The organism is Agrobacterium sp. MCAB5, from assembly GCF_052114365.1.
GTDB lineage: Bacteria > Pseudomonadota > Alphaproteobacteria > Rhizobiales > Rhizobiaceae > Agrobacterium > Agrobacterium tumefaciens.
Genome location: NZ_JBFREP010000002.1, coordinates 594874 through 619003, shown reverse-complemented (window position 1 = coordinate 619003; position 24130 = coordinate 594874). Strand labels below are relative to the sequence as shown.

Here is a 24130-nt window from a genome sequence, read left to right as displayed (position 1 = left end):
ATGGCGGCACAGGAAAAATCGGCCGGTTCAAAAGCGGGCGCGCCGGCAATTGTTGGCAGCGACCGGCAAAAAATCCTGCGGGCAGGTTTTATTCCTCTTGTCGATGCGTCCGTCCTCATTGCTGCGGCGGAATTCGGCTTTGCCGAGCGCGAAGGCCTGACGCTCGATCTCGTCAAGGATGTGTCCTGGGCGAATGTGCGCGACCGGCTGGCATTCCGGCAATTCGACATTGCCCATATGCTGTCGCCGATGCCCGTTGCCTCCATGCTCGGACTCGGCTCGAACCCTTCGCCGACGATCACGCCGTTTTCACTTGGGCGCGGCGGCAATGCGATAACGCTTTCGACGCGGCTTTTTGCCCGGATGAAGGCGTTGACGGGGCTTTCCGAAACGGCGGGGGCGCTGGAAAATGCGATGGCCTTAAAGCAGGTGCTGGATGACATGCGAGCGCGGGGCGAAGCTACACCGACGCTCGGCATGACCTACCCGTTTTCCTCGCACAATTACGAATTTCGCTATTGGCTCGCCGCTGGTGGCATTCATCCCGATCACGACGTCAAACTGGTGGTCGTACCACCGCCATTGACGTCGGATGCATTGGCGGCGGGCGCCATAGATGGTTTCTGTGTCGGTGCGCCGTGGAACATCGTTGCCGCCGAGCGCGGTGTGGGCAGGATCGTCGCTGCCAAGCAGGATTTGTGGCCGTCTGCGCCGGAAAAAGTGATCGGGATGCGGCCTGAATGGGCCGAAAGCCAGCAGGAAACGGTCAGCCGGCTGCTCACGGCGCTCGATGCCGCCGCACGTTGGTGCGACCTTGCGGAAAATCACGATGATCTGAGCAGGACACTTGCCGATCCGCGTTATATCGGTGCGCCGCAAAGCATCATCCGCCATGTGCTTGCCGGTGAATTCAACATCGACAGCCAGGGCAACCGCCGGGTCATCGACAAATATTTCCTCTTCCACGGCGGCCATGCCAATTATCCGCGCCAGAGCCAGGCACTGTGGATTTACAGCCAGATGATCCGCTGGGGGCAGACGGAGTTTTCGCAAGGTGGTGTGGAGGCCACCCTGTCCGCTTACCGTCCAGATATTTATCGGGCGGCACTGGGCGATGCCAATGCGCCAGATGATGCCGATATTCGAGTCGAAGGGCAGGAGGCGGGTGACCGGTTCGTGGACGGTTTTGTTTTCGATCCCGCAGACATTGCTGGCTATGTGAATGGCTTTTCCGTGCGCAGTTCTGCCCCGTTTTCCATCTCCCAAGGCGAGGCCTGACAGCCGTCGGCCGGGCAAGCTGCGCAAATTTCAAGCTCGGAATTTATCCATCTGCGCAAACCATAGACAAAATTTCTACTGATTAAAATTTAATCGTCCGATCCAATCTCGGAAATTCCGTTTTTTTCCAAGGCGATAGCTTCCACAAGTAAAACTGGCACGCCCCTTGCGTCTTCGTCTTTGCACTGGTCAACGGCGATCGGGGCGAGCAGGGCGCGGCATAAGCGCTTTCACAGACATAGACGTCGCAAGGTTTTGCTGCCCGGAACACCTCCCGTTCCGAAGGCGCAAACACCGAGCGGCGTTTTTTTTATTTTCAGGTTTTTTCGCAAGCGAACGCGCCACCCGTGCGGTGGTCCAATAAGGGGAAGATGCGAATGAAAAAGATATTCTCGGGCGATGTCAGCCGCCGCACCATACTGAAGACGACAGCCGCCGCAGCCCTTGTTACCGCCGTGCGCACCGCTTTTCCGTCAGGCGCTTTCGCAGCCACGGCTGAGCCGGAAGTGAAGGGCGCGAAAATCGGCTTCATCGCGCTGACCGACGCCGCCCCGCTTATCATCGCGGCGGAAAAGGGACTGTTCGCCAAGCATGGCATGCCGGATGTCGAGGTTTTCAAACAGGCATCCTGGGGTGCGACACGTGACAATCTCGTGCTCGGCGGCGCATCGAACGGCATTGATGGCGCGCATATCCTGACCCCGATGCCCTATCTCATGCATACCGGCAAGGTGACGCAGAACAACGTGCCTGTGCCGATGGCGCTTATCGCCCGCCTCAATCTCGACAGCCAGGGTATTTCCGTCGCCAAGGAATATGCTGAAACCGGCGTTCAGCTCGACGCGTCCAAGCTGAAGGCAGCTTTCGAGAAGAAGAAGGCAGAAGGCAAGGAAATCAAGGCTGCCATGACATTTCCCGGCGGCACGCATGATCTGTGGATCCGCTATTGGCTGGCCGCCGGCGGCATCGACCCGGACAAGGACGTCTCCACCATCGTCGTTCCGCCGCCGCAGATGGTCGCCAACATGAAGGTCGGCAATATGGACGTCTTCTGTGTGGGCGAACCCTGGAACGAGCAACTCGTCAATCAGGGCATCGGCTTTACTGCCTGTACCACCGGGGAACTCTGGAAAGGGCATCCCGAGAAGGCGCTCGGCATGCGCGCCGACTGGGTGGAAAAGAACCCCAACGCCACCAAGGCATTGCTGATGGCCGTGATGGAGGCCCAGCAATGGTGCGATGAGATGGCGAACAAGGAGGAGATGTCCACGATCCTCGGCAAGCGCCAATGGTTCAACGTGCCACCGAAAGACGTTCTTGGCCGCCTCAAGGGCAATATCAATTACGGCAACGGCCGCGTGCTGGAAAATACCGGTCTGCAGATGAAGTTCTGGCAGGATCACGCGTCCTATCCCTTCCGCAGCCACGACAGCTGGTTCATCACGGAAAACATCCGCTGGGGTAAATTTGCACCCGATACGGACGTGAAGGCGCTGGTTGCCAAGGTCAACCGTGAGGACATCTGGCGCGACGCTGCAAAGGATCTCGGTGTTGCCGATATTCCCGCCTCCACGTCGCGCGGCAAGGAAACCTTCTTCGACGGCAAGGTCTTCGACCCCGAAAACCCGTCGGCCTATCTCGAAACTCTTTCCATCAAGGCAGCCTCCTGAGGAGGAGACACGGGTGTCGCCCCTCCTCCGCCGGGTTGCCATTTAAAGATGGACACCAAAGGCCGGATGAGGGGCGAGACCCTGACCGCAACCGAAATCCAAAGGAAACGCCATGTCCGCATTGGCTCGAAATTTCAAAGAACAGCCGCAGCAACCGGTGGTACAAAAGGCAAACGTCGTGACCCTTCCGCCCAAACATCCCTCGCGGTTCAATCTGCGTAAACTGGGTGCTGCGGCGGCCCGCAATATCATACCGCCATTTGTCGTCCTCGCCGTTCTGCTGGGCGTCTGGCAGGTGCTCTGTTCCGCCCCCGGCTCGTCCCTGCCGCCGCCAAGCCAGGTATTCGAGGAAAGCTACGATCTCATCGTATCGCCGTTCTTCCATAATGGTTCGCAGGATATCGGCCTCGGCTTGCGCGTGCTGGTCTCGCTGGAGCGCGTGGCATACGGTTTCGGCCTTGCGGCTATCGCCGGCATCATTCTCGGTGCGGTCATCGGCCAGTCGGTCTGGGCCATGCGCGGCCTCGACCCGATTTTTCAGGTCCTGCGCACCGTGCCGCCGCTCGCCTGGCTGCCGCTTTCACTTGCCGCCTTTCAGGACAGCAATCCATCGGCCATTTTCGTGATCTTCATCACCTCCATCTGGCCCGTCATCATCAATACGGCGGTCGGCGTGCGCAACATTCCGCAGGATTATCGCAACGTTGCGAAGGTGCTGCGGCTCAACCAGATCGAATTCTTCTTCAAGATCATGCTGCCGTCGGCCGCCCCCTACATCTTCACCGGCCTGCGCATAGGCATCGGCCTCTCCTGGCTCGCCATCGTGGCGGCGGAAATGCTGACCGGCGGCGTCGGTATCGGCTTCTTCATCTGGGATGCGTGGAACTCCTCGCGCCTGCCCGACATCATCGTGGCACTCGCTTACATCGGCGTTGTCGGCTTCATGCTCGACAAGCTGGTAGCGGCGCTCGGCAAGGTCATCACCCGCGGCGCTGCGGCCAACTAAAAGGGCGACCATCATGAACGCTTATCTGAAACTCGATCATATCGACAAATATTTCGACAAGGGCGGTTCGCGCGCCGAGGTGCTGAAAGGCATCAACCTGACCATCGGCAAGGGCGAATTCGTCTCAGTCATCGGGCATTCCGGCTGCGGCAAGTCCACCATGCTCAACCTCATCGCCGGGCTGACCAAAGTCTCAGCAGGCGTGGTGCTTCTGGAAAACCGCGAGGTCAACGAACCTGGCCCGGAACGCGCCGTCGTCTTCCAGAACCACAGCCTGCTCCCCTGGCTTTCGGTTTATGAAAACGTCAACCTCGCCGTCGCGAAGGTCTTCAGCAATACCAAGACCAAAGCGGAACGCCACGACTGGGTCATGCGCAATCTGGATCTCGTGCAGATGGCCCATGCCAAGGACAAGAAACCGTCTGAAATTTCCGGTGGCATGAAACAGCGCGTCGGCATTGCCCGGGCGCTCGCCATGGAGCCGAAAATCCTGCTGCTGGACGAGCCTTTCGGCGCACTGGATGCGCTGACTCGCGCCCACCTTCAGGACGCCGTGATGGAAATCCACGCCCGGCTTGGCAACACCATGGTCATGATCACCCACGATGTGGATGAGGCGGTGCTGCTGTCCGACCGTATCGTAATGATGACCAACGGTCCCGCCGCCCATATCGGCGAAGTGCTTGACGTGCCGCTGCCGCGCCCGCGCAACCGCATCGAGCTTGCATCCGACAAGACCTACCTCAAATGCCGCGAGGCCGTGCTGAAGTTCCTTTACGAACGTCACCGCTTCGTCGAAGCTGCGGAGTAACCACCATGGCGCAAAAACTCGTCATCATCGGCAATGGCATGGCGCCGGGGCGCATGCTGGAAAACCTTTTCGAAACCGCCCCCGGCCTCTACGACGTCACCATTTTCAACGCCGAGCCGCGCGTCAATTACGACCGCATCATGCTCTCACCAGTACTCTCAGGCGAAAAGAGCTATGAAGATATCGTCATCCACAATGACGAATGGTACGCGGCCAACAATGTGACGCTGCACAAGGGCGCGAAGGTCACCGGCATCGACCGTGACAACAAGACCGTAACCAGCGAAAACGGCATCACCGTTTCCTACGACAGGCTGGTGATCGCCACCGGTTCCCTGCCCTTCATCATTCCCGTCCCTGGCCATCAATTGCCGGGCGTTCTCGCCTATCGCGATCTCGACGATGTCACGAAGATGCTTGAAATCGCCGAAGGCAAGGGTCGCGCCATCGTCATCGGCGCCGGCCTTCTGGGTCTGGAAGCAGCTTATGGGCTGAAGCGCCAGGGAATGGACGTCACCGTCATCCATCTGATGCCGACGATCATGGAGCGGCAGCTCGATCCGGCAGCGGCCTATCTTCTGGAAAAGGCGCTGAACGAGCGCGGCATCGACATCATCACCAAGGCCAATACCAAATGCATTCTCGGCGCGGAGAAGGTCGAAGGCATCGAGTTGGAAGACGGCCGCGTCATTAAAGGCGACATGGTGGTGATGGCGGTCGGCATCCGTCCCGCCTCGGGTCTTGCCAAGGAAGCCGGCATTGCCGTCAATCGCGGCATCGTCGTGGATGATGGCATGATGACGTCGGATGCCTCGATATATGCGCTTGGCGAATGCGCCGAGCATCGCGGCATGTGCTACGGGCTGGTCGCGCCGCTTTATGAATCTGCGCGGGTGCTGGCGGACCGGCTTTGCGGCGGTTCAGCCGAGTATCATGGGTCTGTCACCAATACCAAACTGAAGGTCACCGGCATCAACCTGTTTTCCGCCGGCGATTTTGCCGAGGGCGACGACCGCGAGGAAATCGTGCTGCGCGATGCCACCGCCGGTGTCTACAAGCGCCTGATCCTCAAGGAAAATCGCATCATCGGCGCGGTTCTTTACGGCGAGACGGCGGATGGTTCGTGGTTCTTCGACCTGATGAAGAAATCGACCGACATTTCCGCCATGCGCGAAACCCTGATCTTCGGCCAGGCCTATCAGGGAGGGTCCCCGCTGGACCCTATGGCGGCCGTTGCAGCCTTGCCGGATGATGCGGAAATCTGCGGCTGCAACGGCGTCTGCAAGGGCAAGATCACCTCGGTCATCACCTCGAAGGGGCTGACCTCGCTGGATGATGTGCGCGCCCATACCAAGGCATCCGCCTCCTGCGGCAATTGCACCGGCCTTGTCGAACAGCTGATGACGCTGACGCTTGGCGACAGCTACAATCCCGCTGCCGTGCAGCCCATGTGCAAATGCACAGATCTCGGCCACGATGATGTACGCCGTCTCATCAAGGCCAAGAGCCTGAAGACCATTCCCGCCGTGATGCAGGAACTGGAATGGAAGACCTCCTGCGGCTGCGCCAAGTGCAGACCGGCGCTCAACTACTATCTCGTCTGCGATTTTCCCGACGAATATGCCGACGACTACCAGTCGCGTTATATCAATGAGCGCGTCCATGCCAATATCCAGAAGGACGGCACCTATTCCGTCGTTCCACGCATGTGGGGCGGCGTCACATCTTCCTCCGAACTGCGGGCGATTGCGGATGTGGTCGACAAGTTCGAAATCCCGATGGTGAAGGTGACAGGCGGGCAACGCATCGATCTTCTCGGCATCGAGAAGGAGGATTTGCCGGCGGTCTGGGCCGATCTCGGCAAGGCCGGTTTCATTTCCGGCCAGGCCTATGCCAAGGGGCTTCGCACCGTGAAGACCTGCGTTGGAGAACAATGGTGCCGCTTCGGCACGCAGGATTCCACCGGCCTCGGCATCCGTATCGAAAAATTCATGTGGGGCTCATGGACGCCCGCCAAGCTGAAGCTTGCCGTTTCCGGCTGTCCGCGAAACTGCGCTGAGGCGACATGCAAGGATATCGGCGTCATCTGCGTCGATTCCGGTTTCGAAATCCACTTCGCCGGTGCCGCTGGTCTCGACATCAAGGGTACGGAAGTGCTGGGCCTCGTCCATACCGAGGATGAGGCGCTGGAGCATATCGTGGCGTTGACCCAGATGTACCGCGAGCAGGCGCGCTACCTCGAGCGCATCTATAAATGGGCCAAGCGCATCGGTTACGACGAAGTCCGCCGCCAGATCATGGACGATGCCGACAAGCGCCGGGCCTATTTTGACCGCTTCGTCTTCAGCCAGAAATTCGCGCAGGTCGATCCTTGGTCGGAACGTGTGTCCGGCCACGACAAGCACGAATTCAGGCCGATGGCGGCAATCGGTTTCAACGAGGCAGCGGAGTGAGAACGATGGACAGCAACTGGATCGATATTGGCGACATTTCCGACATCCCGCTGCGCGGCGCGCGCTGCGTGAAAACGCCTATGGGCAAGATCGCCGTGTTTCGCACGGCTGAAAATCAGGTCTTCGCCATCGAGGATCATTGCCCGCACAAAGGCGGCCCGCTGTCTCAGGGCATCGTGCACGGGGCTTCGGTGACGTGTCCTTTGCACAATTGGGTCATTTCGCTGGAGACCGGCAAGGCGTTGGGGGCGGATGAGGGTGAGGTGAGGACCATTCCTCTCCGCAATCTCGGCGGGCGGCTTTCGATTGCGCTCGAAACTTTGATGATTGCGGCGGAGTGATATCAGATGTTGCCGACGATACTCCCCTCTGCCCTGCCGGACATCTCCCCCTCGAGGGGCAAGATCGACAAGTGGCACGCTTCTCGCTTCATCTCTGTTGTCGGAGACGCAAGCTGTAAAATAGAGCCGGTGCCACAATTGATCTACCCCTTTGAGGGGCAGATGTCCGGCAGGGCAGAGGGGGGTAAATGCCACGCACCAAGAGGGCAAACCCATGCCCGTTGAAACGAAAACCACCTGCCCCTATTGCGGTGTCGGCTGCGGCGTCATCGCCACCGTTGCCGATGACGGCATCGTTTCCGTCAAAGGCGATCCGGACCACCCCGCCAATTTCGGCCGGCTGTGTTCCAAGGGTTCGGCTCTGGCCGAAACCATCGGCCTCGACGGACGGCTGCTCCATCCCGAAATCCACGGAAAGCGAGTGGCATGGGACGAAGCGCTTCAACTCGTTGCTTCAAGATTTTCCGAGGCCATTTCCGAGCACGGCCGGGATTCGGTTGCCTTTTACGTTTCCGGCCAATTGCTGACGGAGGATTATTACCTCGCCAACAAGCTGATGAAGGGTTTCATCGGATCGGCCAATATCGATACGAATTCACGGCTTTGCATGTCGTCTTCGGTCGCCGGCCATCGCCGCGCCTTCGGGGCCGATACGATGCCCGGCACCTATGAGGATATGGAGCTTGCCGATCTGGTAATCCTCACCGGATCCAATCTCGCCTGGTGTCATCCCGTCCTCTATCAACGGCTTGCTGCCGCAAAGGCGGCGCGGCCGGACATGAAGGTGGTGGTCATCGATCCGCGCCGGACGATGAGCGCCGATATTGCCGATATGCACCTCGCCATCCGCCCGGATGGAGATGTGGCGCTGTTTACCGGTCTTCTGGCCCATCTTTCCGGCAGTTCCGCGTTCGATAACGCTTATGTTGGAAACCACACTGTCGGCTTCGATGCCGCGATGCAGGCAGCGACCGGGCACAGCCTGCCGGAGATTGCCGACAAGACCGGTCTGACAATCGTGGAATTGATTTCCTTTTACGAATTGTTCGAACGCACGCAAAAAACCGTCACCTGCTACAGTCAGGGCGTCAACCAGTCGCAAAGCGGCACCGACAAGGTCAACGCCATCATCAATTGCCACCTCGCCACAGGCCGCATCGGCCGGCCGGGCATGGGACCGTTTTCGCTGACCGGCCAACCCAACGCCATGGGCGGACGCGAGGTGGGCGGGCTTGCCAATATGCTGGCGGCCCATATGGCCATCGAGAACGCTGAAGACCGCGACCGCGTGCAGCGCTTCTGGGCCTCGCCGGCGATTGCGCAGAAGCCTGGCCTCAAGGCCGTGGATATGTTCCGGGCGGTTGCCGATGGCCGCATCAAGGCGCTGTGGATCATGGCCACCAACCCCGTCGTTTCCATGCCGGATGCCGGTGCCGTCGAGGCGGCGATCAAGGCCTGTCCCTTTGTCGTGGTGTCCGATGTCATCGCCAAGACCGATACCGCCCGCCACGCCCATGTGCTGTTGCCATCGCTCGGCTGGGGTGAAAAGGACGGCACGGTCACCAATTCCGAACGGCGTATTTCCCGCCAGCGCGGTTTTCTTGACGCGCCCGGTGAAGCAAAGGCCGACTGGTGGCAATTCGCCGAAGTTGGACGGCGCATGGGTTTTGACGCGGCCTTCGGCTACCGGCAACCTTCTGAGGTTTTCGCCGAGCATGCCGCTCTCTCCGGATTCGAGAACGCCGGAAGCCGCGATTTCGATATTGGCGGGATCGACCGTGATTCCTACGGTACGATGAAACCGTTTCAATGGCCAAAAGCCGGACCCGGTGAAGCCGCCACGACCCGCTTTTTCGCGGATGGCCGCTTTTTCCATGCGGATGGCAAGGCCCATTTCATCGCCACGGCACTGCCGGAGACCCGCAGGACATCGGCGGACTACCCGCTGACGCTTAATACTGGCCGTATCCGCGACCAATGGCACACCATGACCCGCACCGGCAAAAGCGCGCGTCTCACCGCCCATATCGCCGAACCCTTTGCCGAACTTCACCCGCGCGATGCACAGGCGCTGGGCATCGAAAGCGCCGATCTCGTGGAGCTTGAAAGCCCGCACGGCAAGGTCCTGCTGCGGGCTCTGGTCAGCGAGAGGCAGGCGCGGGGAGCTGTGTTTGCGCCGATGCACTGGAACGACCAGTTCGCCTCGCAGGCCCGCATCGATATGCTCGTGCCAGCGGTCACGGACCCACATTCCGGCCAGCCCGCTTCGAAGAATGTCGGCGTGAGTGCACGACGTTTTGTAGCGAAAGCCTATGGATTTGCGATCTCCCGCACCCGGCCTGATGCGCCGGGCTGCGCCTATTGGGCAGTTGCAAAGGCGGATGGCGGCTACCGCATGGAGCTTGCCTTCGAGGAACAGCCGCAGGACTGGACGCTCTGGGCGCGACGGGTTTTCGGAGTCGATATCAGGGTTGAGCCTCTGGGTTACAGTGACCGGCAGACGGGCGATCTGCGGCTTGCTTTCTTCGACGGTGGTACCTTGCTGGCAGCGCTGTTCGTCGCCAGAGAGCCGGTGGCCGTTGCCCGCAACTGGGCGATTTCACAGCTGAACGAACGCCATGAGGATTTGCGCATGCGTTTTGCCCTGGTCGCCGGGCGTCCCGGCGCCGGCCGCGCCGATCCGGGGGGGACGGTCTGCTCCTGCTTCAATGTCGGGGTCAACCAGATCACGGCCGCCATCCGCAATGGCTGCCACAGCGTCGAAGCCATAGGTGCTGCGTTGAATGCCGGAACCAATTGCGGCTCCTGCCGCGCCGAGATCAGGGGGATCATCGATGGATGCCTTAAAACCGCAGCGGAATGAACCGAACCGCATGGAGAAGCTCGCCAAGTTGCCGGTCTTCTGGGGGCTTGAGGGCAAGCGCGTGGTGCTGGCGGGCGGATCGGATGGGGCCGCATGGAAAGCGGAACTGCTGCTTGCCTGCGGGGCGGAACTTCACCTCTATTGCGAGGAAAGCGAGCTTTCGGAATGCTTTGCGGCGCTCGTCTCGACAAGCCAGATGCTGACATGGCATGACCGTTCCTGGGGTCCGGATAGTTTCAAAGGCGCGGAACTGGCGCTGGCGGATTGTGAAACCGACGAAGAGGCGGGAAGATTTTACAATGCCGCGCGCTCAGCCGGCGTGCCTGTCAATGTCATCGACAAGCCAGAATTCTGCCAGTTCCAGTTTGGCTCCATCGTCAATCGTTCGCCGGTGGTGGTGTCGATCTCCACCGATGGCGCCGCACCCATTCTGGCGCAGGCCATTCGCCGGCGCATCGAGACTTTGCTGCCGCTCGCTCTCAAGGATTGGGGCGCGCTTGCCCAGACCATCCGAGAGCGGGTCAATATACGCCTCGCGCCCGGCCCGGCGCGGCGTTCATTCTGGGAGAAATTTGTCGACCGGGCGTTTACCGAAAGGCTGGATGAGGGCAGCGAAGAAAGGCTGCTGACAGACATCGGCACGCAGGCAGGTCGGAAAGGATCGGCACGCGGCCTTGTGACGCTGGTCGGTGCCGGACCGGGCGATGCCGAGCTGCTGACGCTGAAAGCGGTACGCGCCTTGCAGGCGGCGGATGTCATTCTGTTCGACGATCTCGTTTCATCCGAGGTGCTGGAACTGGCGCGGCGGGAGGCGAAGCGTATGCTTGTTGGCAAACGCGGCGGCCGGGAAAGCTGCAAGCAGGAAGATATTAACGACATGATGATCCGCCTTGCCAAGGCCGGCAAAAGGGTAGTGCGGCTGAAATCCGGCGATCCGATGATTTTCGGACGCGCCGGCGAGGAGATCGCAGAGCTGGAGGCTGAAAACATCCCGGTCGAAATCGTACCCGGCATCACCGCGGCAAGCGCCATGGCTTCGCGGCTCGGCGTTTCCCTCACCCACCGCGATCATGCCCAGTCGGTCCGCTTCGTCACCGGGCACTCCAGACAGGGCAAGCTGCCGGAGAATATAGACTGGCAGTCCCTGTCGAACCCTTCCGTGACCACGGTTTTTTACATGGGCGGGCGAACCGCTGCCAGCATCGAGGAAGCCCTTCTGGCGCATGGCATGCCGGCCTCGACGCCCGTCGCCATCATGATTTCCGTCAGCCGCGAAAATGAGCAGCGCTGGTGCGGTTCGCTCGTGCAACTGGCTGCGGCGGTTGAGCGACTGGGCGTGAACGAGCCTATATTGATCGGCATCGGTGATGCGTTTGGTGCTGCAATCTCTGCGTTTTCCGAGATCGGCCTGCCGAAGCCGGTCCCGATGTCAATTCAGAAAGCCGGCTAATAATCTTGCTGGTTCGCGCGGATACGTTTTTCGCGTACCTCCGCAAGTGGACCTGATCGGCGCCACAAAACCGTCCCTTGACATTGGTTTTTCGTTCGCTCTTCAATAAAACGAAAAAATTGAAAGAGGAGGGAGGGTGAAATGATGCTCACACCGCGTCAGGATGAAATCGTTGCGCTGGCGAAAGCAAGCGGGCGTGTGCTGGTGGACGAGCTGGCCACGCGGTTTTCGGTAACGCCACAGACGATCCGCAAGGACCTCAACGATCTCTGCGATACGCGGGTGCTGACGCGCATCCATGGCGGCGCACTTTTTCCGAGCGGCAACGAAAACGTCAAATACGAGGCACGCCGTGCGATCGCCTCCTCCGAAAAGCAGGCGATCGGCGCCGCTGCCGCTGCCCTCATCCCCAACAACTCCTCGCTTTTCATCAATATAGGTACGACGACCGAGGCGGTGGGCGAAGCGCTGGCGGATCATCACGAGCTGATGGTCATCACCAACAATATTAATGTTGCCAATAGGTTACGGGTTTTTCCGGGCATCGAGGTGGTGATCGCTGGCGGCGTCGTGCGCGGTTCCGATGGCGGCATCGTTGGTGAGGCCGCAGTGGATTTTATCCGCCAGTTCAAGGTCGATTTCGCCGTCATCGGCGTTTCTGCGATCGATGAAGACGGCGCTTTGCTGGATTTCGACTTTCGCGAGGTCAAGGTTGCCCAGGCGATCATGTCCAACGCTCGCCACGTCATTCTTGTATCGGATTCACTGAAATTCGAGCGGACGGCGCCGGTGCGCATCGGCCATCTTTCACAGGTGCACACCTTCATTACCGATCATTGTCCGGTCGATTCGATTCGATCCATCTGTGCCGATCATGACGTCAGGTTGATTGAAACCGAGGTTGGGGAGCCTTGATCCGAACCGCCCCGGAATTTCGTTTGACATTCGTTTTGTCTTCAAATTAGATGTCCGTGCTTTCAATATATCGATGAGGAGAGCGTCGATGAAAGCGCGGGAGGGTCCATGTCTGACGAGGCAATCCACGATGTTTTCGTGATCGGCGGCGGCATCAACGGCTGCGGCATCGCGCGTGACGCTGTCGGCAGGGGTTATTCCGTTGCGCTTGCGGAAATGAACGATTTTGCTTCCGGCACCTCGTCGGCCGCCACAAAGCTCATTCATGGCGGTTTGCGTTATCTCGAACATTACGAATTTCGTCTGGTGCGAGAAGCGCTTATGGAGCGCGAGGTGTTGTGGGCCATGGCGCCGCACATCATCTGGCCTATGCGCTTTGTTCTGCCATTCCAGAAGGGCGGCGTGCGCCCGGCCTGGCTCGTGCGTCTCGGGCTTTTTCTTTATGACCATCTCGGCGGCCGCAAGCTTTTGCCCGCCACCCGCTCGCTCGATCTGCGCCGTGATCCCGCAGGGAAACCGCTGAAGCCGATTTTTGCCCGGGCTTTCGAATATTCTGACGGCTGGGTGGACGATGCCCGTCTTGTGGTGCTGAACGCCCGCGATGCCGCCGATCGCGGCGCCTTGATCCTCAACCGCACGCAGGTGGTTTCGGCACGCCGCGAAGGCGCCTTCTGGCGGGTCGAAACGAAAAATGGTGCCGGAGAAACCGCGACCTACCGGGCGCGCATGCTTGTAAATGCGGCCGGCCCCTGGGTAGACAAGGTTCTGGCTGCGACATTCGGTAAAAACAATGTCCACAATGTCCGCCTCGTGCAGGGCAGCCACATCATCGTGCGCAAGAAGTTTTCCGATCCGCGCGCCTATTTTTTCCAGAACCCGGACGGGCGCATCATCTTCGCCATCCCTTATGAGCAGGATTTTACCCTGATCGGCACGACGGATCGCGACTATACCGCCGACCCCCGGGCTGTTAAGATCAGCGACGAGGAGATCAGCTATCTTTGCAACGCGGCGAGCGAATATTTCGCTGAACCGGTGACGTCGGCCGATATCGTCTGGACCTATTCCGGCGTGCGGCCGCTGTTTGACGACGGCGCATCGAAAGCGCAGGAGGCAACCCGCGATTATGTGCTGAAAACCGAAGGAGCTGAAGGCGAAGCCCCGCTTCTCAATATCTTCGGTGGCAAGCTCACCACCTATCGACGGCTTGCCGAACATGCTCTTGAAAAAATCGGTGATGCGCTGGGTGAAAAGGGCTCGCCGTGGACGGCCGGTTCACATTTGCCGGGCGGAAATTTCGGTGCCGAGGCTTATGCGGGAGAGGTCACGGCCCTGCGGTCGCGTTATCCTTTCCTCGATGAGCGGCATGCGAAGCGGCTCATCCGCTGCTACGGAACGGACGCCGCGTCGATTATTGGCAATGCCGGGGACATGGCAGGGCTGGGACGGCATTTCGGCGGCACGCTTTATGAGGCCGAGGTGCGCTGGCTGATGGCCCGGGAATGGGCGCTGACGGCGGAGGATATTCTGTGGCGCCGCACCAAGCAGGGGCTTTTCTTTACCCAAGAAGAGGTGCGCGGGCTGGAGGATTATATCGATGACATTGCAGGTGGACGCTTGAAGGCAATCTGACGATCCGATCAAAAAGCGGAGGAGGCTTTGGATCACCATGCTTGAATTGCGAAACGTCTCGAAGATGGCCGGCGGTGAATATCATGTTCACCCGACCGATCTGACGTTGCAGCGCGGAAGCCTGAACGTCCTGCTTGGACCGACACTTTCGGGCAAGACGACACTCATGCGGCTGATGGCCGGGCTGGACAAGCCAAGTGGCGGTACGATTCTCTTCAATGGGGAGGACGTGACGGGCTGGCCGGTTCAGAAGCGCAACGTCGCCATGGTCTATCAGCAGTTCATCAATTATCCGGCGCTCAGCGTTTATGAGAACATCGCCTCGCCGATGCGCGTTGCCGGCAAGGACAAGGCAACGATCGACAGGGAGGTGAGGAAGGCCGCCGAGCTTCTGAGGCTGACGCCCTATCTAGATCGTACGCCTCTCAACCTTTCCGGTGGCCAGCAACAACGCACGGCACTTGCCCGCGCCATCGTCAAAAACGCCAATCTGGTGCTCCTCGACGAGCCGCTCGCAAATCTCGACTACAAGCTGCGTGAGGAGTTGCGTGAGGAATTGCCGCGTATCTTTGCGGAATCCGGTGCAATCTTTGTTTACGCCACGACGGAACCCTCCGAAGCTCTGCTGCTCGGTGGCAATACCGCGACGCTGAACGAGGGCAAGGTAACGCAATTCAGCCGCACGATCGAAGTTTACAGGCGTCCGGTGGATATCGTAACCGCGAAAATCTTCGCCGATCCGCCACTCAACACCATCGAGGTCATCAAGACGGGCGGCGCCTTCACGCGCGCCGACCATGCGGTTGTGCCGGTGCCGGCGCATCTTGCTGCCATGCCTGACGGTCCAGTGACCATTGCCTTCCAGCCACATCATCTTTTCCCACAGCAAAAGGGGCAGGCGGCGCAATCCATCCGGGCGCGGACACTGATCTCGGAGATCGCCGGATCGGAAAGCTTCGTACATGTGGAATTTTCAGGCCAGCGTTGGGTGATGCTGGCGCAGGGCATTCACGACATCGAGCCGGACACGGAGATCGAACTGTTTCTCGATACGCGGCACCTGATGGCTTTCGATACACACGGCCACGCCATCGGCGAAGCGGCTTAAGGGGAGATCGATCATGGCACGCATCACGCTCGATCATATTCGCCACGCTTACAACGCCAAGGCGCAGGCGGCAGGTGATTATGCCCTGAAGGAAGTTCATCACGAATGGGAGGATGGCGGTGCCTATGCGCTGCTTGGCCCTTCCGGCTGCGGCAAGACCACGTTGCTTAACATCATTTCCGGCTTGCTGCGCCCCTCGGAAGGTCGCATCGCCTTTGACGGAACGGATGTCACCGATCTTTCCACCGAAGATCGCAACATCGCCCAGGTATTCCAGTTTCCGGTCGTTTACGACACGATGACAGTCTATGACAATCTGGCTTTTCCGCTGCGCAACCGGCAAGTGCCGGAGGCCGAAATCGACCGCCGCGTGCGGGAAATCCTCGAGATGACCGATCTTTCCGGCATGGCAAAACGCCACGCGCGCGGACTTACGGCGGACCAGAAGCAGAAAATTTCGCTGGCGCGCGGGTTGGTGCGATCCGACGTCAATGCCATCCTCTTCGACGAGCCGCTGACGGTGATCGATCCGCATATGAAATGGGTGCTGCGCTCGCAGTTGAAGCGCCTCCACCGCCAGTCCGGTTTCACCATGGTCTACGTTACGCACGACCAGACCGAAGCGCTGACTTTCGCCGACAAGGTGGTGGTCATGTATGACGGTCAGATCGTCCAGATCGGCACACCCGCCGAGCTTTTCGAACGCCCGGGACATACGTTCGTCGGTTACTTCATCGGTTCGCCCGGCATGAATGTGATGCCTGCCAGCATCGATGGCGCAACGGCGGTTGTCGGCGGCCTTGGCGTTCCGCTTGCCGGCGTGCCGGTGGTGGATGGATCGAAGCGGATCGAAATCGGCATCCGCCCGGAATTCGTTCGGCTGGAGCGGGGTGGCATGCCCATCACCGTCGACAAGGTCGAGGATATCGGCCGGCAAAAGATCGTTCGCGCCCGGTTCGCCGGCCAAAAGCTTGCGATTGTCGTTCCGGAGGAGGAGGACATTCCGGCAGAAGCGGGTGTTCGCTTCGATCCGGCCGCTATCGGTGTCTTTGCCGATTCCTGGCGTGTGAAGATGGGGGCCTGACCATGGAAAAGACCTGGAACAACAAAGCGTGGTTCATGGTGCTGCCGGTTCTGGTGCTGGTCGCATTTTCCGCCGTCATCCCGCTGATGACGGTCGTGAACTATTCGGTGCAGGATACTTTCGGCAACAATCAATTCTTCTGGGCGGGAACCCAATGGTTTCAGGAAATTCTTGGCTCCGACCGTTTCTGGAACGCGCTCGGACGCAATCTGGTATTTTCCGGCATCATTTTGGCGATTGAAATTCCGCTCGGCATATTCATCGCGCTCAAGATGCCCAAATCCGGCATCGGCGTGCCGGTCTGCCTCGTCACCATGGCGCTGCCGCTTTTGGTGCCATGGAATGTGGTAGGCACGATCTGGCAGGTGTTCGGCCGCAGCGATATCGGGTTGCTGGGTTATTACGCCAATCAGCTTGGGCTTGATTACAACTACGTCAACGATCCCGTCGACGCATGGATCACCGTCGTCATCATGGATGTGTGGCACTGGACAAGCCTCGTCGTCCTCCTGTGCTACGCCAGCCTCGTCTCCATTCCGGATGCCTATTATCAGGCAGCAAGGATCGATGGCGCATCGCGCTTTGCGGTTTTCCGGTTCATTCAGTTGCCGAAGATGAAGCGGGTGCTGCTGATCGCATTCCTGCTGCGCTTCATGGACAGCTTCATGATCTACACCGAGCCTTTCGTCGTCACCGGCGGCGGCCCCGGAAATTCCACCACCTTCCTGTCCATCGATCTCGTCAAGGTAGCGCTCGGCCAGTTCGATCTGGGTCCCGCGGCCGCCATGTCGCTGATCTACTTCCTCATCATCCTGCTGTTGTCCTGGGTGTTCTACACCGTGATGACCAGCCACGACGCGGAGACTTGAGACATGAGCGCCTCTGATGTCACCACAAGCGTGGAACTCAACGGTATCGGCAATCCACCGGTAAGAGCCAGTTCGGCAAGAATATCAGGCCTTGCTGCGAATTCACGATCGCGCCGCCGCCATGGGCCATCGCGCTTTTCCTGGCTGGTGCCGACGATCTACATCATCCTGCTGCTCGTGCCGATCTACTGGCTTATCAATATGAGCTTCAAGACGAACACAGAAATCGTCTCGTCGATGACGCTTTATCCGCACCAGCCGACGTTGCAGAATTATCGGACGATCTTCACGGATTCATCCTGGTATTCGGGTTACATCAACTCGATCATCTACGTCGTCATGAATATGGTGATCTCGGTCTCGGCGGCCCTCCCGGCGGCCTATGCCTTCTCCCGTTACCGCTTCCTGGGCGACAAGCACCTGTTCTTCTGGCTTTTGACCAACCGCATGGCGCCACCCGCCGTCTTCGCGCTGCCCTTCTTCCAGCTCTATTCCGCTTTCGGGCTGATCGACACGCATATTGCCGTGGCGCTGGCGCATTGCCTGTTCAACGTGCCGCTGGCGGTGTGGATTCTCGAAGGTTTCATGTCGGGTGTACCGAAGGAAATCGACGAGACCGCCTATATTGACGGCTATTCCTTCCCGAAATTCTTCGTGAAGATTTTCATGCCGCTCATTGCCTCCGGCATCGGTGTCGCCTGTTTCTTCAGCTTCATGTTCTCGTGGGTCGAGCTTCTGATCGCCCGCACGCTGACGACGACCGACGCCAAGCCGATCGCCGCGACCATGACGAGAACCGTTTCTGCCGCCGGCATGGACTGGGGCCTGCTCGCCGCCGCCGGCGTGCTGACGCTCATTCCCGGTGCGCTGGTGATCTGGTTTGTTCGCAATTACATCGCCAAGGGCTTTGCGCTGGGGAGGGTTTGACATGACGAAGATGCCCGATTTTACCTGGATGGCATGGACCTGGCAGACGGCCGCGTTTTTCGGTGCAATCGCCGTGTTGCTGGTTGGGATGTGGTTCTGGGAACAGTTCTCGCCCGGCGGCAACCCCCGCTTCGGCCTGCTGCGCTTCGAGACAACGCGTGGCGACAGGTTGTTCATTTCGCTGCTCGGCAGCGCTTTCATTCATCTTGCATGGCTCGGGCTGGTCGGCCCGAACCTGTGGTGGGCTCTCGCTCTATCGGCGGTTTACGCAATTGGCGTTTTCCGTTTCGTCTAGAGCAGGAAGAACGGTGCGGCGGAGGAAAACCGCACCCGGCAGACTTCGTGCAATCGCAACCCTTGGGAGGACTGATATGCGACGGCATCTGATGACGACGACGGCAGCCATGCTGCTGGCAATGACAGGTTCCGCTTTCGCCGGAATGGAGGAGGCAAAGCAATTTCTGGACAAGGAAATCGGCGATATGTCGTCGCTTTCGCGTGCAGATCAGGAAAAGGAACTGCAATGGTTTATCGATGCCGCGAAACCTTTTGCTGGCATGGACATCAAGGTCGTTTCCGAATCCCTGACAACACATGAATATGAATCGAAGGTCCTGGCACCGGCGTTTACCGCTATTACCGGCATCAAGGTCACGCACGACATCATCCAGGAAGGTGACGTCGTCGAAAAGATTCAGACCCAGATGCAGACCGGCCAGAACCTCTATGACGGCTGGGTGAATGACAGCGACCTCATCGGCACGCATTGGCGTTACCAGCAGGTGCGCAACCTCACGGATTTCATGGCAAATGAGGGCAAGGACGTCACCAATCCCGGCCTGGATCTCAAGGATTTCATCGGCAGCGCCTTTACGACGGCACCGGACAAGAAGCTCTACCAGCTTCCCGACCAGCAATTCGCGAACCTGTACTGGTTCCGCTACGACTGGTTCAACGACGACAAGAACAAGGCCGATTTCAAGGCCAAATACGGCTACGACCTTGGTGTGCCCGTAAACTGGTCGGCCTATGAGGATATTGCCGAATTCTTCACCGGCCGTGATGTCGGCGGCAAGAAGGTCTTCGGCCATATGGACTATGGCAAGAAGGACCCGTCGCTTGGCTGGCGCTTCACCGATGCCTGGCTTTCCATGGCCGGCAACGGCGACAAGGGCCTGCCAAACGGCCTGCCTGTCGATGAATGGGGCATCAAGGTCAACGACAAGTCGCAGCCGGTCGGCTCGTGCGTGGCACGCGGCGGCGATACCAACGGTCCGGCGTCGGTCTATTCCATCGAAAAATATCTCGAATGGCTGAAGAAATTTGCGCCGCCAGAAGCGCAGGGCATGACCTTCTCCGAATCCGGTCCGGTGCCGGCGCAGGGTAACATTGCCCAGCAGATCTTCTGGTACACAGCCTTCACTGCCGATATGGCCAAGCCCGGCCTGCCTGTCGTGAACGAGGACGGTTCGCCGAAATGGCGCGTCGCACCTTCCCCGCATGGCGTCTACTGGAAGGACGGCATGAAGCTCGGTTATCAGGACGTGGGTTCGTGGACGCTGATGAAATCCACCCCTGACGATCGCGCCAAGGCCGCATGGCTTTACGCGCAGTTCGTAACTTCCAAGACCGTGGATGTGAAGAAGAGCCATGTTGGTCTAACCTTCATTCGCGATACCACCATCCATCACAAGAGCTTCACGGACCGGGCCGCCAAGCTTGGTGGTCTGATCGAGTTCTATCGCTCGCCCGCTCGCGTGCAATGGTCGCCAACCGGCACCAACGTGCCTGACTATCCGAAGCTGGCACAGCTCTGGTGGCAGGCAATTGGCGATGCATCTTCGGGTGCCAAAACCGCTCAAGCCGCAATGGACTCGCTCTGCGCCGAGCAGGAAAAAGTCATGGCCCGTATCGAGCGCGCCGGTGTGCAGGGCGATATCGGCCCAAAACTGGCGGAAGAACACGATATCGACTACTGGAACAAGGACGCCGTTTCGAAGGGCAATCTGGCACCGCAGCTGAAGATTGCCAACGAAAAGGAAAAGCCGGTCACCGTCAATTACGACGAGCTGGTCAAAAGCTGGCAGAAGTAATGTCTGCGTGAAATCTTAAACCGGGGCGGCTTTGCCGCCCCGTCATTGCGTTTGAAAGGGAGTGACATAATGGGCGGTTATATTCTGGCGATCGATCAGGGGACGACATCGACAAGGTCGATGGTCTTTGATCGCGACATGCGGGTCATCGGTGTCGGCCAGCGAGAATTTCCGCAGCATTTCCCGGCCTCCGGCTGGGTCGAACACGATGCCGAGGATATCTGGAAAAGCGTGCTTGAAACAATCCGGCTGGCGCTTGCCGATGCCGGTATCTCCGCTTCCGATATCGAGGCGATCGGTATCACCAATCAGCGCGAAACGACCGTGCTGTGGGACCGTAATACGGGTGAGGCCGTGCATCGGGCCGTTGTCTGGCAGGATCGCCGTGCTGCACCAATTTGCGAGGATTTGAAACGAAGGGGGCTGGAGCCGCTCTTTTCGAAAAAGACCGGTCTGCTGCTCGACCCCTACTTTTCCGGCACGAAGCTGAAATGGCTTCTCGACAGCGTCAGCGGCCTTCGCGAAAAAGCCGTGAAGGGCGAAATCTGCTTCGGCACGGTCGACAGTTTCCTGATCTATCGCCTCACCGGCGGTCGCCGCCATGTGACCGACGCCACCAATGCCTCGCGCACGCTGATCTACAATATCGAGGACAATGCCTGGGATGACGAATTGCTGTCCATCCTCGACATTCCCCGCGCCATGCTGCCGGAGGTGCTTGATTGCGCTGCCGATTTCGGCGTAACGGACAAGGCGCTTCTGGGTGCGGAAATTCCGATCCTCGGCGTCGCCGGTGATCAGCAGGCTGCCGTTATCGGTAACGCCTGCTTCGAACCCGGCATGATGAAATCGACCTATGGCACCGGCTGCTTTGCGCTTCTCAATACCGGCACCGACCGGGTCGCCTCGACAAACCGGTTGCTGACGACCATTGCCTACCGTCTCGATGGCGTGACGACCTATGCGCTCGAAGGCTCGATCTTCATTGCCGGCGCCGCCGTGCAATGGCTGCGTGACGAGCTCGGTTTCATATCGGTCGCGTCTGAAGTCAGCGCGCTTGCCGAAAAGGCTGATCCCAAGCAGCGGGTTTACCTCGTGCCGGCCTTCACCGGCCTTGGCGCGCCCTATTGGGATGCCGAAGCGCGGGGCGCGATTTTCGGCCTGACGCGTGGCACCGGCCCTGCGGAGTTTGCCCGTGCGGCTCTCGAAAGTGTCGCCTATCAGACTTTCGATCTTCTGGATGCCATGCGCAACGACTGGGCGGGCGACAATGGCAAGACGGTGCTCCGGGTCGATGGCGGCATGGTTGCCTCGGATTGGACCATGCAGCGGCTGGCGGACATTCTCGCTGCACCGGTCGACCGGCCGGTATTCCTGGAAACCACCATTCTCGGTGCGGCATGGCTCGCAGCATCGCGCGCCGGCATCTGGCCGGACCGGGAGGCCTTTGCCGCCCATTGGAAACGGGATCGCCGTTTTCTGCCAGATATGGATGAGACTGAGCGTAAGAGCGCCATCGCGGGGTGGCGTGATAGTGTTGGCCGCTGCCTCTCGAAACGGGAAGATTGACGCAAGCAAGCGTCTTTTTTACGCAAAACTGCCCGGTGCGATGCTCTTGCTGGATACCAGATCGGAAAGGGCGCGCACCAGTTTTGTGTCCGCGCCCTTACTTGGCTGAAGCACGAATTCCACGTCTTCGAGCGCCGGCAGCACATCAGCCGCAATCTCCCTGAGGCCGGCTGGCGCCATGCTGCGCGGTTGCACGAGGATCCCCATGCCCGCCCTTGCGGCAGCGGTCAGTCCGCTAAGGCTGCCACAGGTGCAGACGATCCGCCACGCGAGACCTGCCCGATCCAGCGCTTCCTGTGCCGCCTTTCGAGTAATGCTTGGCGGCGGAAAGGCGATCAACGGCAGGGCGTCCGGTTGGCTCAGCATTCGCTCCGGGTCACGCGCGAGCCATACCAGAGGTTCGCGGTACAGGAAGTGGCCGAGCTTATCACCGAGTCGACGTTTCGCGAGCACGACGTCCAACTCGCCATTATCCTGCATCTGGTAAAGCACGCCGCTCAGCGACACCGTCAGCTCCAGATCGACCAAGGGATACAGGCGGATGAATTCTTCCAGAATGGCGGTGAGCCGGCTGGCGACGAAATCCTCGGAAACGCCGAGCCTTAAGCGCCCGCGCAGGCGGTTTTCGCTGAATAGCGATGAAACCCTGCTGTCGATCTCCAGCATATTGCGGGCATAACCGAGCAGCGCCTCGCCTTCGCCCGTCAGCTTCACCTGATGGGTGCTGCGCGCAATCAACCGACGGCCAAGTGCCGCCTCAAGCCGCTGAATATGCTGGCTGACGGTGGATTGGCCGATGCCCAGCCGCTCGGCAGCCAGCGTGAAGCTGCCGGTTTGCTGAAGCATCACGAAGCTGGCAAGATGTTGAAGGTTCAGCATTTATCTCATATCGTGATAACTGTTAGTCTTTGCATCCGAATTCATGATGAGCGATAGTATGGGATATTTCAAGCAAAACCGATGTCGGAAAGACCTCCCATGACCCGCTTCCTGCCTGACCGTTTCACCATGATGCTGGTGGTCACCGTGATCCTGGCTTCCCTTTTGCCGATCAGTGGACAGCCAGCGGTGTATTTCGGGCTTGCCACGAAACTGGCAATCGCATTGCTGTTTTTTCTCCACGGCGCGCGGCTGTCGCGGGATGTGGTGATTGCGGGTATCTTGCACTGGCGCCTGCACATGGCGATCCTTCTCGTCACCTTCGGCCTTTTCCCATTGCTGGGCGTGGCGATCGGTTTCATTCCCGAGAGCATTCTGCCGGCACCGCTATATATGGGTGTGCTGTTTCTCTGCGTCCTGCCGTCGACGGTGCAATCGTCCATCGCCTTCACATCCATGGCAGGCGGAAACGTGCCTGCCGCGATCTGTTCAGCCTCCGCCTCGAATATTTTCGGTATGGTGCTGACGCCGCTGCTGGTCGGGCTGCTGTTCACGGTCGGTGGCCATGGTGGTGGATTTTCGCTGGATGCGTTCCTGCAAATCTTCCTGCAACTGCTCTTGCCCTTCATCGCCGGCCAGGTGCTGCAGCCGTGGATCGGTGACTGGATCAGGGCACGCAAGAAATTGCTGTCGCCGGTCGATCGCGGTTCCATCCTGATGGTGGTCTATCTTGCCTTCTCCGAAGCAGTTATCGAAGGCATATGGCAGACGTTTTCCGTGCGCGATATCGGCGTTGTCATCGGCATCAATATCGTTCTTCTGGCGCTTGTTCTCTGCGTGACGATGTTCGGCAGCCGGGCGCTCGGTTTCGACAAGGCGGATGAAATCACCATCACCTTCTGCGGGTCGAAGAAGAGCCTTGCCAGCGGCGTGCCCATGGCAGGAGCGATCTTCGCCGGCCAGAGCATCGGCGCAATCGTATTGCCAATCATGCTCTTCCATCAGATTCAGCTGATGGTGTGCGCAGTGCTGGCCCAGCGTTATGCCCGCAAGGCCCATGAAAAAGCAGCGATAACGGAAACTGTCGCTGCGGAAGGCGCGGCAGTATCCACCCGCTGAGGGATGAATTTTCGGCAAACAAAAACGGCCCCTTAACGGGGCCGTTCGTTTGACATCCGGATC

Annotated in this window: 19 protein-coding genes; 18 read left to right on the top strand and 1 reads right to left on the bottom strand. The window is 59.4% G+C overall.

Annotation, left to right across the window (positions count from 1 at the left end; all coding sequences use genetic code 11):
- From AB4Z23_RS07585 to glpK, 17 genes are all read left to right on the top strand, one after another.
- A complete protein-coding gene (locus tag AB4Z23_RS07585; protein WP_035199776.1) occupies positions 1-1278 on the top strand; it encodes a CmpA/NrtA family ABC transporter substrate-binding protein in 1278 nt (425 codons plus the stop codon).
- A 377-nt stretch (positions 1279-1655) separates the two neighbouring features.
- Positions 1656-2948 carry a CmpA/NrtA family ABC transporter substrate-binding protein gene (locus AB4Z23_RS07580; protein ID WP_111788925.1) on the top strand — a complete coding sequence of 431 codons (1293 nt, stop codon included), beginning with the start codon at positions 1656-1658 and terminating at the stop codon, positions 2946-2948.
- A 112-nt stretch (positions 2949-3060) separates the two neighbouring features.
- Positions 3061-3954 (top strand): nitrate ABC transporter permease, encoded by an 894-nt coding sequence (gene ntrB, locus AB4Z23_RS07575; protein ID WP_035199774.1) that lies wholly within the window; start codon positions 3061-3063, stop codon positions 3952-3954.
- A 13-nt stretch (positions 3955-3967) separates the two neighbouring features.
- Complete coding sequence (locus AB4Z23_RS07570; protein WP_013761942.1) at positions 3968-4765, top strand: ABC transporter ATP-binding protein; 798 nt, start codon at positions 3968-3970, stop codon at positions 4763-4765.
- 5 nt (positions 4766-4770) lie between these two features.
- The gene (gene nirB, locus AB4Z23_RS07565; RefSeq protein ID WP_111788923.1) at positions 4771-7218 is read left to right on the top strand and encodes a nitrite reductase large subunit NirB; all 2448 of its coding nucleotides are present in this window, start codon (positions 4771-4773) and stop codon (positions 7216-7218) included.
- Positions 7219-7223: 5 nt separating this feature from the next.
- A complete protein-coding gene (gene nirD, locus AB4Z23_RS07560; RefSeq protein ID WP_111788922.1) occupies positions 7224-7559 on the top strand; it encodes a nitrite reductase small subunit NirD in 336 nt (111 codons plus the stop codon).
- A 214-nt stretch (positions 7560-7773) separates the two neighbouring features.
- Positions 7774-10422, top strand: coding sequence for a nitrate reductase (locus AB4Z23_RS07555; RefSeq protein WP_111788920.1), 2649 nt, complete (start codon positions 7774-7776; stop codon positions 10420-10422).
- Entirely contained in the window at positions 10394-11872 is a 1479-nt protein-coding gene (gene cysG / locus AB4Z23_RS07550; RefSeq protein ID WP_421406715.1) for a siroheme synthase CysG, read from the top strand. Before AB4Z23_RS07555 ends, cysG begins: the two co-directional genes overlap by 29 nt.
- Before the next feature lie 141 nt (positions 11873-12013).
- Positions 12014-12787: a DeoR/GlpR family DNA-binding transcription regulator gene (locus AB4Z23_RS07545; RefSeq protein WP_003511588.1), complete on the top strand. Its 774-nt coding sequence runs from the start codon at positions 12014-12016 to the stop codon at positions 12785-12787.
- 108 nt (positions 12788-12895) lie between these two features.
- Positions 12896-14419 carry a glycerol-3-phosphate dehydrogenase gene (locus AB4Z23_RS07540; RefSeq protein WP_019564992.1) on the top strand — a complete coding sequence of 508 codons (1524 nt, stop codon included), beginning with the start codon at positions 12896-12898 and terminating at the stop codon, positions 14417-14419.
- 37 nt (positions 14420-14456) lie between these two features.
- Positions 14457-15527 carry an ABC transporter ATP-binding protein gene (locus tag AB4Z23_RS07535; RefSeq protein ID WP_112154886.1) on the top strand — a complete coding sequence of 357 codons (1071 nt, stop codon included), beginning with the start codon at positions 14457-14459 and terminating at the stop codon, positions 15525-15527.
- A gap of 13 nt (positions 15528-15540) precedes the next feature.
- On the top strand, positions 15541-16611 hold the full coding sequence (locus tag AB4Z23_RS07530; protein ID WP_111788917.1) for an ABC transporter ATP-binding protein: 1071 nt from the start codon (positions 15541-15543) through the stop codon (positions 16609-16611).
- Between the two features lie 2 nt (positions 16612-16613).
- On the top strand, positions 16614-17480 hold the full coding sequence (locus tag AB4Z23_RS07525; RefSeq protein ID WP_003511582.1) for a carbohydrate ABC transporter permease: 867 nt from the start codon (positions 16614-16616) through the stop codon (positions 17478-17480).
- Positions 17481-17483: 3 nt separating this feature from the next.
- A complete protein-coding gene (locus tag AB4Z23_RS07520) occupies positions 17484-18407 on the top strand; it encodes a carbohydrate ABC transporter permease (protein ID WP_003511581.1) in 924 nt (307 codons plus the stop codon).
- A gap of 1 nt (position 18408) precedes the next feature.
- Complete coding sequence (locus AB4Z23_RS07515) at positions 18409-18702, top strand: DUF2160 domain-containing protein (protein WP_111788916.1); 294 nt, start codon at positions 18409-18411, stop codon at positions 18700-18702.
- Positions 18703-18778: 76 nt separating this feature from the next.
- On the top strand, positions 18779-20500 hold the full coding sequence (locus tag AB4Z23_RS07510) for an ABC transporter substrate-binding protein (protein WP_003511579.1): 1722 nt from the start codon (positions 18779-18781) through the stop codon (positions 20498-20500).
- Positions 20501-20569: 69 nt separating this feature from the next.
- Complete coding sequence (glpK, locus tag AB4Z23_RS07505; RefSeq protein ID WP_003511578.1) at positions 20570-22069, top strand: glycerol kinase GlpK; 1500 nt, start codon at positions 20570-20572, stop codon at positions 22067-22069.
- 18 nt (positions 22070-22087) lie between these two features.
- Here glpK and AB4Z23_RS07500 read toward each other — a convergent pair whose 3' ends face one another.
- A complete protein-coding gene (locus AB4Z23_RS07500) occupies positions 22088-22948 on the bottom strand; it encodes a LysR substrate-binding domain-containing protein (RefSeq protein ID WP_003511576.1) in 861 nt (286 codons plus the stop codon).
- Between the two features lie 99 nt (positions 22949-23047).
- On the opposite strand from AB4Z23_RS07500, the gene AB4Z23_RS07495 reads away from it, so the two are divergent.
- Positions 23048-24067 carry a bile acid:sodium symporter family protein gene (locus AB4Z23_RS07495; protein WP_111788915.1) on the top strand — a complete coding sequence of 340 codons (1020 nt, stop codon included), beginning with the start codon at positions 23048-23050 and terminating at the stop codon, positions 24065-24067.
- Positions 24068-24130 lie beyond the last annotated feature (63 nt).

Bases quoted from the DNA above. Each gene is read 5' to 3' on its own strand.
- AB4Z23_RS07530 (WP_111788917.1), top strand. From the start codon at position 15,541: ATGGCACGCATCACGCTCGATCATATTCGCCACGCTTACAACGCCAAG.
- AB4Z23_RS07520 (WP_003511581.1), top strand. From the start codon at position 17,484: ATGAGCGCCTCTGATGTCACCACAAGCGTGGAACTCAACGGTATCGGC.
- AB4Z23_RS07580 (WP_111788925.1), top strand. From the start codon at position 1,656: ATGAAAAAGATATTCTCGGGCGATGTCAGCCGCCGCACCATACTGAAG.
- nirD (WP_111788922.1), top strand. From the start codon at position 7,224: ATGGACAGCAACTGGATCGATATTGGCGACATTTCCGACATCCCGCTG.
- AB4Z23_RS07515 (WP_111788916.1), top strand. From the start codon at position 18,409: ATGACGAAGATGCCCGATTTTACCTGGATGGCATGGACCTGGCAGACG.
- AB4Z23_RS07585 (WP_035199776.1), top strand. From the start codon at position 1: ATGGCGGCACAGGAAAAATCGGCCGGTTCAAAAGCGGGCGCGCCGGCA.
- AB4Z23_RS07545 (WP_003511588.1), top strand. From the start codon at position 12,014: ATGATGCTCACACCGCGTCAGGATGAAATCGTTGCGCTGGCGAAAGCA.
- AB4Z23_RS07495 (WP_111788915.1), top strand. From the start codon at position 23,048: ATGACCCGCTTCCTGCCTGACCGTTTCACCATGATGCTGGTGGTCACC.
- AB4Z23_RS07570 (WP_013761942.1), top strand. From the start codon at position 3,968: ATGAACGCTTATCTGAAACTCGATCATATCGACAAATATTTCGACAAG.
- AB4Z23_RS07540 (WP_019564992.1), top strand. From the start codon at position 12,896: ATGTCTGACGAGGCAATCCACGATGTTTTCGTGATCGGCGGCGGCATC.
- AB4Z23_RS07510 (WP_003511579.1), top strand. From the start codon at position 18,779: ATGCGACGGCATCTGATGACGACGACGGCAGCCATGCTGCTGGCAATG.
- ntrB (WP_035199774.1), top strand. From the start codon at position 3,061: ATGTCCGCATTGGCTCGAAATTTCAAAGAACAGCCGCAGCAACCGGTG.
- AB4Z23_RS07555 (WP_111788920.1), top strand. From the start codon at position 7,774: ATGCCCGTTGAAACGAAAACCACCTGCCCCTATTGCGGTGTCGGCTGC.
- nirB (WP_111788923.1), top strand. From the start codon at position 4,771: ATGGCGCAAAAACTCGTCATCATCGGCAATGGCATGGCGCCGGGGCGC.
- cysG (WP_421406715.1), top strand. From the start codon at position 10,394: ATGGATGCCTTAAAACCGCAGCGGAATGAACCGAACCGCATGGAGAAG.
- AB4Z23_RS07535 (WP_112154886.1), top strand. From the start codon at position 14,457: ATGCTTGAATTGCGAAACGTCTCGAAGATGGCCGGCGGTGAATATCAT.
- AB4Z23_RS07525 (WP_003511582.1), top strand. From the start codon at position 16,614: ATGGAAAAGACCTGGAACAACAAAGCGTGGTTCATGGTGCTGCCGGTT.
- glpK (WP_003511578.1), top strand. From the start codon at position 20,570: ATGGGCGGTTATATTCTGGCGATCGATCAGGGGACGACATCGACAAGG.
- AB4Z23_RS07500 (WP_003511576.1), bottom strand. From the start codon at position 22,948: ATGCTGAACCTTCAACATCTTGCCAGCTTCGTGATGCTTCAGCAAACC.